This is a genomic window from Methylobacterium goesingense (assembly GCF_022179225.1).
Taxonomy (GTDB): domain Bacteria; phylum Pseudomonadota; class Alphaproteobacteria; order Rhizobiales; family Beijerinckiaceae; genus Methylobacterium; species Methylobacterium goesingense.
Genome location: NZ_BPQL01000171.1, coordinates 1 through 12075, shown reverse-complemented (window position 1 = coordinate 12075; position 12075 = coordinate 1). Strand labels below are relative to the sequence as shown.

Here is a 12075-nt window from a genome sequence, read left to right as displayed (position 1 = left end):
CCTACGCCTTCCCGCCCGCCTCGCCCCTGCGCGGGCGGGAAGGCGTAGGTCAGGAACGAGGCGTAGGTGTCGCCCGGGATGCCCGAGACGCGGTTGCCGTTGATCGATTCGCCCGTGGCCGCGGTCGAGTCGAGGAAGCGGATGTCGACATGCGTGTAGGCGATCGTCAGGTTCGTGCCGGGCGCGAGGTTGGCGGTGGCCTCGGCCTCGAAGCCGGTGGAGCGCACGGCGCCGGTGGAGGCCTGGAACAGGATGTTGTTCGGGTCGGTGCGCAGGATGCTCGACTGGACGATGTCGAAGCCGGCGAACGCGGCCTGGATGTTGGTGCCGGGGATCAGGACCTTCACGCCCGCCTCGATCTGGTCGCCGGTGGCCGGCTTGAAGGCTTGGCCGCTCCGGTCGAGGCCGACCTGCGGGGTGAAGGTGGTGGCGTAGCTGGCATAGGGGATCAGCCCGGGGGCCAGGACGTAGCCGAGGCCGACGCGGCCAGTGAAGGCGGTGTTGTCCTGGCGTGAGACCGTGCTGCTCGGTGTCGCGAACGAGTCCTGGAAGACCTGATCGTAGCGCCCGTTCACGGTCAGGATGAAGTCGCCGAACTTGGCCTGATCCTGCAGGTAGACGCCGACCTGGTCCTGGGTCTGGCGCGCGCTGTCGCCGAGGACAGGCGTCGCGATGAACTGCTGGCCGTAGTTCCGCGTGAGGAGGTTCAGGTCCGGGACCGCAGCGCTGTCGCCGTAGAAGCTCCCGAAGCGGGTGGTCAGGCTGTAGCGGGCGTAGTCGATGCCCCCCACCACCGTGTGGGCGACCGGGCCGGTGTAAAAGTGCCCCTCCAGCTGGTTGTCCAGGGTCTGCTGGACGAGGCCGTTGCGCTGATAGCCGTTGTCCCGCGTGCCGACGGTGCGTTCCGGGTTGATCGTGGTGATGTCCACGTACTTCGCACTGAGGAACAGCCCGTAGTGGCGGAAGTTCTGGCGGAAGATCAGGTCCGGGCTGAACTTGTGCTCGAAGGCGTAGCCGACCCGGTACTGGGTCTGGTCGAGGCCGGCGAAGCGCGGATCGCCCATGTAGTAGTTCGTCGCCCGGAAGCCGGGGTCGTTGTAGAAGAACGTCGTCGCCGGGACGTTGGTGATCTGGAATTCGCTCAGGAACGTGAAGGTGGTGTCGGCGGACGGCTTCCAGGTGAAGGCCGGGGCGATGTTGAACTGGTCGTCGTTCGTGCCGAGCCCGATGAAGGTGCCGGCCTCCCGCCGCAGGCCGGTGAGTCGGTAGGCCATGGTGCCGTCCGTCCCTTCGAGGGGGCCGCCGACGTCGAAGGCGCCCTGGAAGCGGTCGAAGCTGCCGGCCTGGAACTGCACCTCGCCGAAGGGGACGAAGACGGGGCGCTTCGACGTCGCGTCGAGGATGCCGCCGGGCGAGCCGAGGCCGTAGAGGCCGGAGGCCGGCCCGCGCAGGATCGTCACCGCCTCCAGGCCGTAGGGCTCGGTCTTCGGGTAGGCGAAGCCGCTGCCGATCACCCGCAGGCCGTCGCGGTAGATGCCCTGGTTGGTGAGTACGTCGAAGCCGCGGATGAAGACCTGGTCGAAGCGCGGGTCGAAGCCCGACCGGGCGGTGGCGGCACCGGGGATGTAGGCCACCGAATCCGCGAAGGTCTGGACGTTGCGGTCGTTGAGCTGCTCGCGGGTGACCACCGAGACCGATTGCGGCGCCTCGATCAGCGGGGTGTTGGTCTTCGTCGCGGCCGTGGCGACCCGCGCGGTGTAGCCGGTGATGCCGGAGGGGCCGCCCCCGCCGCCGCTGGTGGCCGCCGTGCCGCCGTCGCCGCCGTCGCCGCCGCTGAGATTGGCCCCGCTGCCGCTGCCGGCCGCGGGCGGCGCTGTGCCCTCGACCGAGAGCTGGTCGAGCTGCACGCTGGTTTGCTGGGCCGCCACGGGGCCGGCCAGGATCGTCGTGGCCAAGATCGTGGTGGGGAAGAGCAAGGTAGGACGTGAGGAGCGATCGGGCATGGCACACGCAGATGGGCGCCTCGCGCGGCGCAGTCTCTGCTTGATGGCTGCTTCAGGATTACGAATCAAGACGAAACGTGTTTCTGAAATATAGCTTATAGTCTTTCAAATATGAAGTCGTTCTAAGCTGATGTCTGCGCGCGAGCGGGCGGAATGCTGTCGCGCCGCCCAAGACAGCTTTCGGAAGGGCCTGGGGATCGCCGGGGACGACGCCCTCCCGGGGGGCCGCAGCCCGCCCGATCCTCACGGGTTCCTAATGGAATCGCCCGCGCGTCCCTCTCGAATCCTCACGCGGTTCCGGGCCACATCGGGGGACGCGCAGGGCCGGTCGCGCCGGCCCTCGGCCGAACCGGAACGGACCCCTCTCCATGACCGACCTCGTCTTCATCGCCGTGGGCCTCGCCTTCTTCGGCCTCGCGGCCGGCTACGCCGCCCTCTGCGAACGCCTCTGAGGTCCCCGCGATGACCCTGGACCTCACCCTCGGCGCCCTCGTGACCCTGGGGCTGCTCGGATACCTCGCCTACGCCCTCGTCCGCCCCGAGCGGTTCTGAGGGACCCACCTCCCCCGGGGCTTTTTCGCCCGGGGCTTTTTCGCCAAGGACTTAATCCCGCCATGACCCTCAACGGCTGGTTCCAGATCGCGCTGTTCTGCGCGGTCGTCGTCGCGCTGGCAAAGCCCCTCGGCGGCTACATGACCCGCGTGTTCGCGGGCGAGCGCACGGTCCTCTCCCCCGTGCTCGCGCCCGTCGAGCGCGGGCTCTACCGCGCCGCCGGCATCGATGCCGCCCAGGAGCAGCACTGGCTGGCCTACGCCCTGTCCATGCTGGCCTTCCACGGGCTGGGCTTCCTGGCACTCTACGGGCTGCTGCGCCTGCAGACGGCGCTGCCGCTCAACCCGGACGGCCAGGGCGCGGTGGCGCCGGATCTCGCCTTCAACACGGCGGTGAGCTTCGTCACCAACACCAACTGGCAGTCCTACGGCGGCGAGACGACGCTGTCCTACCTCGCCCAGATGCTGGGCCTGACCCACCAGAACTTCCTCTCGGCCGCCACCGGCATCGCGCTCGCCGTCGCCCTGGTGCGCGGGTTCAGCCGGGCCTCGGCCCGGACGGTCGGCTCGTTCTGGGTCGATCTCACCCGCACCACCCTCTACGTGCTGCTGCCGCTCTGCGTCGTCTACGCGCTGTTCCTCGTGTCCCAGGGCGTGCCCCAGACCCTCGGCGCGGCGGTGGAGGCCACCACCCTCGAAGGTGCGCGGCAGACCCTCGCGGTCGGGCCCGTGGCGAGCCAGGTCGCGATCAAGATGCTGGGCACCAACGGCGGCGGCTTCTTCAACGCCAACGCGGCCCATCCCTTCGAGAACCCGACCGCGCTGTCGAACTTCGTCCAGATGGTCTCGATCTTCGCCCTCGGCGCGGCGATGACCAACGTCTTCGGCCGCATGGTCGGCGACGAGCGCCAGGGCTGGGCGATCCTGGCCGCCATGGGCGTGCTGTTCCTGGCCGGCACTGCGGTTCTCTACTGGGCCGAGGGCGCGGGCAGCCCCGTGCTCGATGCCCTCGGCCTCACCGGCGGCAACATGGAGGGCAAGGAGGTCCGCTTCGGGATCCTCGCCTCGGCCCTGTTCGCGGCGGTGACCACGGCGGCGTCCTGCGGCGCGGTCAACGCCATGCACGACTCGTTCACGGCGCTCGGCGGCATGATCCCGCTGATCAACATGGAACTCGGCGAGATCATCGTCGGCGGCGTCGGCGCCGGCCTCTACGGCATCCTGGTCTTCGTCATCGTGACGATCTTCGTGGCCGGCCTCATGGTCGGGCGCACCCCGGAATATCTCGGCAAGAAGATCGAGGGCCGCGAGGTCAAGATGGCGATGCTCGCCATCCTGTGCCTGCCCCTGATGATGCTGGGCTTCACGGCGCTGGCGACCGTGGTCGCCGCCGGCCTCGCGGGCCCGGCCAATGCCGGCCCGCACGGCTTCTCGGAGATCCTCTACGCCTTCACCTCGGCGGCGGCCAACAACGGCTCGGCCTTCGGGGGGCTCTCCGCCAACACGACCTTCTACAACACGACGCTCGGCCTCGGCATGCTGTTCGGGCGCTTCTTCGTCATCGTCCCGGCGCTGGCCATCGCGGGGTCGCTGGCCGCCAAGAAGACGCTACCGGCCTCGGCCGGGACCTTGCCCACCCATGGCGGCTTGTTCGTCGGGCTGCTGGTGGGCGTGATCCTCATCGTGGGCGGCCTGACCTTCTTTCCCGCACTCGCCCTCGGGCCCATCGTCGAGCACCTCGCCGGCGGCCTCGGCCAGACCTATCCGGCGGGGGGCTGAGATGCCGCGCACCCTCCCCGCCCGGCGCATCCCCCGCCATCACCTGTCGGTCCGGCGGCCCACCCGCGGGCGCCGCGTCCCCGGCCCGCCGACGCCCGTCCGGCTCTCCGACCTGATCCTCGGGCTCCTCGGCGTCACGCTGCTGGGCGGGCTCGCCCTCATGGCCGCGGCCACCCTGATCGGCCGCGCCCTGACCCTCGACGGCGCCCTCGTGCCCTGACGGCGCCCCGGCGCCCGGATGGCGCCTCTGCGCCCAGAACCGACATCCCGACCCGGCGCGCCGCGCCCGGTCTTCGACCCTCCCCTTCCGGACACCGCATCATGTCCCGTCCCGCCTCATCCCTGTTCAGCGCCGCCCTCGTCGGGCCGGCCCTCCTCGGCGCGTTCGCCAAGCTCGACCCGCGCGTCATGATCCGCAACCCGGTGATGTTCGTGGTCGAGGTCGTGGCCGCCCTGACCACCGTGCTGTTCGTGCGCGACGTCGCCGCCGGCGCGGACGGCCTCGCCTTCTCGGGCCAGATCATCCTCTGGCTCTGGTTCACCCTGATCTTCGCCAACTTCGCCGAGGCCCTGGCGGAGGGGCGCGGCAAGGCGCAGGCGGATTCCCTGCGCCGCACCCGCACCGAGATGCAGGCCAAGCGCCTCACCGGCCCGGGGCGCGACGTCGAGATCGTCCCGGGCACGGCCCTCAAGGTCGGCGACGTTGTGCTGGTGGAGGCGGGCGACCTGATCCCGTCCGACGGCGAGGTCATCGCGGGCGTCGCCTCCGTCAACGAGGCCGCCATCACGGGCGAGTCCGCCCCCGTCATCCGCGAATCCGGCGGCGACCGCTCGGCGGTGACCGGCGGCACGCAGGTGCTCTCCGACGCGATCCGCGTGCGCATCACGGCCGCCGCCGGCTCCACCTTCGTCGACCGCATGATCGCCCTGGTCGAGGGCGCCTCCCGGCAGAAGACCCCCAACGAGATCGCCCTCAACATCCTGCTCGCCGGCCTGACCCTGATCTTCCTGTTCGCCGTGGCGTCGATCCCGAGCTTCGCGTCCTATGCGGGGGGCGCCATCCCGGTCATCGTCCTGGTGGCGCTGTTCGTGACCCTCATCCCCACCACCATCGGCGCGCTCCTCTCGGCCATCGGCATCGCGGGCATGGACCGCCTGGTGCGCTTCAACGTGCTCGCCATGTCGGGTCGCGCCGTGGAGGCCGCCGGCGACGTCGATACGCTCCTCCTCGACAAGACCGGCACCATCACGCTGGGCAACCGGCAGGCCACCGCGTTCCGCCCCGTGCGCGGCGTCACCGAGCAGGATCTGGCGGACGCCGCCCAACTCGCCTCGCTCGCCGACGAGACTCCGGAGGGCCGCTCCATCGTGGTGCTGGCCAAGGACACCTACGGCATCCGGGCGCGGGACATGGCCGGCCTCAACGCCACCTTCGTGCCCTTCACCGCCCAGTCGCGCATGTCCGGCGTCGACCTCGAAGGGTCGTCGATCCGCAAGGGCGCCGTCGACGCGGTCATCGCCTCTCTCTCCGGTCAGCCCATATCTGGCCAACCGATGGCGACCCGCGGCTCCAACGCGGCACTGGCCTACCAGCCGACCGCCGAGACCGAGACGGTCGCCGAGATCCGCGCCATCGCCGAGGAGATCGCCAAGGCCGGCGGCACGCCGCTCGCCGTCTCCCGCGACGGGCGCCTCCTCGGCGTGGTCTACCTGAAGGACATCGTGAAGGGCGGCATCCGTGAGCGCTTCGCGGAGCTGCGCCGAATGGGCATCCGCACCGTGATGATCACCGGCGACAACCCCATGACGGCGGCCGCCATCGCGGCGGAGGCCGGCGTCGACGACTTCCTGGCGCAGGCGACCCCGGAGGACAAGCTCGCGCTCATCCGCAAGGAGCAGGCGCAGGGCAAGCTGGTGGCCATGTGCGGCGACGGCACCAACGACGCGCCGGCCCTCGCCCAGGCCGATGTCGGCGTGGCGATGAACACCGGCACGGTGGCGGCCCGCGAGGCCGGCAACATGGTCGACCTCGATTCCGACCCGACCAAGCTCATCGAGATCGTGGGCATCGGCAAGCAGCTGCTGATGACCCGCGGGGCGCTGACCACCTTCTCGATCGCCAACGATGTGGCCAAGTACTTCGCCATCATCCCGGCGATGTTCCTGACGCTCTACCCGCAGCTCCAGGCCCTCAACGTCATGGGCCTCGCCTCGCCGCGGAGCGCCATCCTCTCGGCCATCATCTTCAACGCGCTCATCATCGTGGCGCTGATCCCGCTGGCGCTCAGGGGCGTGACCTACCGGCCGGTGGGGGCCGCGGCGCTCCTGCGGCGCAACCTCGCCGTCTACGGCCTCGGCGGCCTCCTGGTGCCCTTCCTCGGCATCAAGGCCATCGACCTTGCCGTCTCCGCCCTCCACCTCGTCTGACCTGCTGCGAACCGCCCCTCCAAGAATCCGCCAACCCAGGAGCCCGCCATGCTGTCCCAGCTTCGCCCCGCCCTCGTCCTGCTGGTCGCGCTCACGGCGCTCACCGGCCTCGCCTACCCCCTCGCGATCACCGGGCTGGCAGGAACGATCTTCCCCGCACAGGCCGCCGGCAGCCTGATCGCGCGCGACGGCCGGGTCGTCGGCTCGCGCCTGATCGGCCAGTCCTTCACGAGCGAGCGCTACTTCCAGGGCCGCCCGTCGGCCACGAGCGCCGCCGATCCGGCCGACGCCGCCAAGACCGTGCCGGCCCCCTACAACGCGGCGAACTCCGCGGGTTCCAACCTCGGGCCGACCAGCGCGGCGCTCGCCGAGCGCGTCCGGACCGATCGCGATGCCCGCGCGGCCGAGAACCCGGGCGTGCCCGTGCCGGTGGACCTCGTCACCGCGAGCGGCTCCGGCCTCGACCCCGACATCTCGCCGGAGGCCGCCCTGTTCCAGGTGCCCCGGGTGGCCAAGGCGCGCAACATCGCGCAGAACACCCTGCGCGACCTCGTGACGGCGCACGTCGCGGGCCGCGACTTCGGGCTCCTCGGCGAGCCGCGCGTCAACGTCCTGGCGCTCAACCTCGCCCTGGACGATCTGGCCCGTCGCTGAGCGCCGCGCGAGGAGGCCGCATGAGCGGAACTGGCCGCGACCTGATCCAAATGAGCGGGACTGGCCGCGACCCGAACCAGATGAGCGCAACCGGCCGCGACCCGAACCGACCCTCGCCCGACGCGCTGCTGGAGGCCGCGCGCCGGGAGGCGCGCACGCGCGGCCGGCTCAAGGTCTTCCTCGGGGCCGCCCCCGGGGTCGGCAAGACCTACGAGATGCTCACCATCGGGCGCGCCCGGCTTCAGGCCGGGATCGACGTGGTCGTCGGCGTGGTCGAGACCCACGGCCGGGCGGAGACGCAAGGCCTCCTCGACGGCTTCGAAACGATCCCGCGGCGCGCCGTGCCCTATCACGGCACGGTCCTTCAGGAGATGGACCTCGACGCCCTGCTGGCCCGGCGGCCGGCGCTGGCCCTGGTGGACGAGCTCGCCCACACCAACGCGCCGGGCTCGCGCCACCCGAAGCGCTACGGGGACGTGGAGGAGCTGCTCGATGCCGGCATCGACGTCCTGACCACCCTAAACATCCAGCACGTGGAGAGCCTCAACGACGTGGTGGCCTCCATCACCCGCATCCGGGTGCGCGAGACCGTGCCGGACGGGGTCCTCGACCGGGCCGACGACATCGAGGTGGTGGACCTCAACCCGGACGACCTCATCGAGCGCCTCAAGGCCGGCAAGGTCTACCTCCCGAGCCATGCGGAGCGGGCGCTGAAGCACTACTTCTCGCGCGGCAACCTGACGGCTTTGCGGGAACTGGCGCTGCGCCGCACGGCCGACCGGGTCGACGACGAACTCCTCAGCCACATGCGGGCCAACGCGATCGCCGGGCCGTGGGCGGCGGGCGAGCGGGTGCTGGTCTGCGTCAGCGACGACCCCCGCTCCGCCGGCCTCGTGCGCTACGCCAAGCGGCTCGCGGACCGGCTGCACGCGCCCTGGACGGCGCTCTGCATCGAGGGGCCGCGCATGGCCGGCCTCAACGAGGCGGCGCGCGACCGGATCGCCGAGGCGCTGCGGCTGGCCGACCGGCTGGGAGGCGACGCCGTCACCCTGCCGGGCGGCCGGCGCATCGCCGACGACATCCTGGCCTATGCCCGCTCGGACAACGTCAACCACATCGTGGTCGGCAAGGCCTCGCGCTCCTGGCTGTTCGAACTCGTCAACGGCTCGGTGGTGCACGACCTCGTGCGCCGCAGCGGCAGCATCGGCGTGCACGTGGTGCCGGGCGACGCGGCGCCGGGCCGAATGCCGGGCGAGACGCGGACCCCGCGCGCCGCCCGGGCCGCCCCGCCGCGCCCCTTCGACGCCTGGCCCTATGCGCTCGCCCTCGCGTCGATCGCGGCCGGGCTCGGCGCGGCCCTCCTCGCCCAGCCCTATGCGGGCGTGGAGAACGCCGACCTCTTTCTCCTCACCGCCGTGGTGGCGGTGGCCGTGCGCTGGGGGCTCGGGCCCTCGCTCGCGGCGGTGGGCGCGTCCTCGCTCGCCTACAACTTCTTCTTCCTGCCGCCGGTCTACACCTTCACCATCGCCGACCCGACCAACGTCGCCGCCTTCCTGCTTTTCACCCTCGTGGCGGTGCTCGTCTCGAACCTCGCCGCCCGCGCCCGCTCGGTCGCGGTGGTGAGCCAGGGCCGCGCCCGGGCCACGGAGCGGCTCTATGGCTTCAGCCGCAAGCTCGCCGGATGCGGCACCCTCGACGACGTGCTCTGGGCGACCTCGGCCCAGATCGCCGCCATGCTGAAGGTCCGCGTGGTCCTGCTCCTGACCGAGCCCTCCCCCCCGGAGGCCGGCACCTTGACCGCCGGCACCCTGAACGCCGGTACTTTGGCGGTCCGGGCCGGCTACCCGCCGGAGGACCGGCTCGACGAGGCGGATCTCGGCGCGGCGCGCTGGGCTTTCGACAACGCGCGCCCGGCCGGACGCGGCGCCGACACCCTGCCGGGGGCCCGGCGGCTGTTCCTGCCGATGCGCACGGGCCGCGGCATCGTCGGGGTGATCGGCCTCGACGCCGACGGCACCGGCCCGATCCTCTCGCCGGAGGACCGGCGCCTGTTCGACGCGCTGGCCGACATGGCGGCGCTCGCCATCGAGCGCGTCCGCCTGGTGGAGGATCTCGACCGGGCCGAGCGGGCCGCCGAGACCGACCGCCTGCGCCAGGCCCTGCTCACCTCGATCAGCCACGACCTGCGCACGCCGCTGGCCTCGGTGCTGGGGGCCGCCACCACCCTGCGCGACCTCGACGCGGCGCTCCCGCGCGAGGCCAAGGCCGACCTGCTCGCCACCATCATCGCCGAATCCGAGCGGCTCAACCGCTTCATCGTCAACCTCCTCGACATGACCCGCCTGGAGGCCGGGGCGGTGGCGGCCAACCTCACCCCGCAGGATGTCGGCGAGGCCGTCGATACGGCCCTGCGGCGCCTCGGGCCGATCCTGGCCGGACACCGCGTCGTCCTCGATCTCGCGACCGATCTGCCGCCCCTGCGCCTCGACCCCGTCCTGTTCGAGCAGGTCCTGGTCAACCTCCTCGATAACGCCGCCAAATACGCGCCGGAGGGCTCGACGGTGACGATCCGGGGCCGGCGCGAGGGCGGGCGCTCCGAGCCCGGGCAAGTCGAACCCGGGCACTGCGGACCCGGCCGGGTCCGCCTCGCGGTGCTCGACGAGGGGGACGGGCTGCCCGAGGCCGACGTGGAGCGCGTGTTCGACAAGTTCTACCGGGCCGCCAAGGGCGACAGCGTCCGGGCCGGAACGGGGCTCGGCCTCGCCATCGCCCGCGGCTTCGTCGAGGCCATGGGCGGCACCCTGACGGCCGGCAACCGGGGCGACCGCCCCGGCGCCGCCTTCACCATCCTGCTGCCGGTCCCGGGACGTGGCCGCGCGGATATCGCCGCATGATTCCCAGACCATGATCCCCAGACCATGACCCACAGCATCCTCGTGATCGACGACGAGCCCCCCATCCGCAAGCTGCTGCGCATGGGTCTGGCCACCCAGGGCTACGGGGTCTTCGAGGCGCCGAACGCCCGCACCGCCCTCGATCTCCTGGCGCGCGAGACGGTGGACCTGATCATCCTCGATCTCGGGCTGCCCGACATGCGCGGGCACGACCTCCTGCGCCGCATCCGGGCGGATCACCCCGACCTGCCGGTGGTGGTCCTCTCCAGCCGCGACGACGAGCCCGGCAAGGTCGAGGCCCTCGACCTCGGGGCCGACGACTACGTCACCAAGCCCTTCGGCATGGGCGAACTCCTGGCCCGCATCCGCGCGGCCCTGCGCCACCAGCTCGCGGTCCAGGGCGAGCGCCCGCTGTTCGCGGTCGACGGCCTCAGCGTCGATCTCGTGCGCCGCATCGTCCGGGTCCGCGGCGCCGAGGTGAAGCTCACCCCGCGCGAGTACGATTTCCTGCGCGTGCTGGTCCAGCACGCCGGCAAGGCGCTGACCCACGCCCAGTTGATGAACGCGGTCTCGACCTCGTCCGACCCGCAATACCTGCGGGTCTACATGCGCCAGCTCCGCCTCAAGCTGGAGGCCGATCCCGAGCGGCCGCGCATCCTCCTGACCGAGACCGGGATCGGCTACCGCCTGCGCGCACCGGACGACGACGGCCGGCCCTGATCAGAGCCGGAGCTCGATCCGGTCCGTCGCGATCTCGACCGCGCCCGGACGCCGGCCGGTGAGGTCGGTGGCGTAGTGCAGGGCGTCGTGGCGGGTGCGGAACAGGCCGCCGCCCAAGCCGTGGACCTCCAGAGCGACCCAGCGCCCCTGCGGGTCCTGGCCCACGATGTAGCGGTTCGGTGACGCTGGTGCCTCGGTGCGGATGGCGGCGGCAAGGGGGACGGGCATGGAACGCTAGGGGTTCGCGCGATCCCTCGCTGGACCGCTCCGTCAATCTGGACTCCGACGCATAAGGGTTCGAGCGGGGGACGGGGCCGTCCGCATCAGGGTCTCATCAGGATTCCGGTGCGCTGCGGGTCCCGTCGTGACCGGTCGAAGAGGGGTCCGCACGGACCCCTCCGAGAATCTTCTTGGGCCGGGGCCTCACATGCGGTTCATCATCCGCTTCTTCATCATGTGGCGCTTCATCATCTGCTTCCGCATCATGCGCTTCTTCATCATCATGCGCTCGCTGCGGTCCATGCGGACCTGGGTGACGCTCGCGCCATCCGTCTGCAGGCCGCTGACAGCCAGGGGCGCGGCGGTGGCGGCACCGGCGCCGAGCGCCAGGGAACCGAGGATCGTTGCGGCAAGGGCCAGGGTGGTGGTCTTCATGCGTCGTCTCCTGCTGAGGGAAGGATCGACCTTCCGGGGCATTGGGAGAAGCGCTGAATACTACGCAAGTTCCTGAATTTGAAAGTAAATTTCGCTCAGGACGAGGTCCGGTCAAGGGGGATCCGGCGCTGGACCGGACCGTCCGCACCCGACCCCGGAAGGGGGCTTCGGGGCGCGGTACGGACGCGGACGGCCAAAAGTTTCAGCCCGGGCTGGGTCGCTATTCCACCGTCACGGATTTGGCGAGGTTGCGCGGCTGGTCGACGTCCTTACCCATGAAGACGGCGGTGTGGTAGGCGATGAGCTGGATCGGCACCGCGTAGACGATCGGCGCCACGACGGGGTCGAGGTCCGGCATCGTCACGGTGGCCATGGTGTCGAGCCCGGCCGCGG

At 71.2% G+C, this 12075-nt stretch carries 10 protein-coding genes; 7 read left to right on the top strand and 3 right to left on the bottom strand.

What is annotated here, in order from left to right:
- A partial coding sequence (locus tag MFF30_RS23060; RefSeq protein ID WP_238282421.1) for a TonB-dependent siderophore receptor occupies window positions 1–2003 on the bottom strand: 2003 nt, incomplete at its 3' end.
- 462 nt (window positions 2004–2465) lie between these two features.
- On the opposite strand from MFF30_RS23060, the gene MFF30_RS23055 reads away from it, so the two are divergent.
- The 7 genes from MFF30_RS23055 to MFF30_RS23025 all read left to right on the top strand — a co-directional run bounded on the left by MFF30_RS23055 (window position 2466) and on the right by MFF30_RS23025 (window position 11028).
- A complete protein-coding gene (locus MFF30_RS23055) occupies window positions 2466–2555 on the top strand; it encodes a K(+)-transporting ATPase subunit F (RefSeq protein WP_056184556.1) in 90 nt (29 codons plus the stop codon).
- Window positions 2556–2617: 62 nt separating this feature from the next.
- Window positions 2618–4333: a potassium-transporting ATPase subunit KdpA gene (gene kdpA / locus MFF30_RS23050; RefSeq protein ID WP_238282419.1), complete on the top strand. Its 1716-nt coding sequence runs from the start codon at window positions 2618–2620 to the stop codon at window positions 4331–4333.
- A gap of 1 nt (window position 4334) precedes the next feature.
- Window positions 4335–4553: a hypothetical protein gene (locus MFF30_RS23045; RefSeq protein ID WP_238282417.1), complete on the top strand. Its 219-nt coding sequence runs from the start codon at window positions 4335–4337 to the stop codon at window positions 4551–4553.
- Between the two features lie 101 nt (window positions 4554–4654).
- Window positions 4655–6760, top strand: a complete 2106-nt coding sequence (gene kdpB, locus MFF30_RS23040; RefSeq protein WP_238282414.1) for a potassium-transporting ATPase subunit KdpB — start codon at window positions 4655–4657, stop codon at window positions 6758–6760.
- Window positions 6761–6808: 48 nt separating this feature from the next.
- On the top strand, window positions 6809–7414 hold the full coding sequence (locus tag MFF30_RS23035; RefSeq protein WP_238282412.1) for a K(+)-transporting ATPase subunit C: 606 nt from the start codon (window positions 6809–6811) through the stop codon (window positions 7412–7414).
- Between the two features lie 80 nt (window positions 7415–7494).
- Window positions 7495–10308 carry a DUF4118 domain-containing protein gene (locus MFF30_RS23030; RefSeq protein WP_238282423.1) on the top strand — a complete coding sequence of 938 codons (2814 nt, stop codon included), beginning with the start codon at window positions 7495–7497 and terminating at the stop codon, window positions 10306–10308.
- Window positions 10309–10332: 24 nt separating this feature from the next.
- The gene (locus tag MFF30_RS23025; protein ID WP_238282410.1) at window positions 10333–11028 is read left to right on the top strand and encodes a response regulator; all 696 of its coding nucleotides are present in this window, start codon (window positions 10333–10335) and stop codon (window positions 11026–11028) included.
- On the opposite strand, the gene MFF30_RS23020 is transcribed toward MFF30_RS23025, so the two are convergent.
- On the bottom strand, window positions 11029–11256 hold the full coding sequence (locus MFF30_RS23020) for a hypothetical protein (protein ID WP_238282408.1): 228 nt from the start codon (window positions 11254–11256) through the stop codon (window positions 11029–11031).
- A 195-nt stretch (window positions 11257–11451) separates the two neighbouring features.
- Complete coding sequence (locus MFF30_RS23015; RefSeq protein WP_238282406.1) at window positions 11452–11682, bottom strand: hypothetical protein; 231 nt, start codon at window positions 11680–11682, stop codon at window positions 11452–11454.
- Window positions 11683–12075 lie beyond the last annotated feature (393 nt).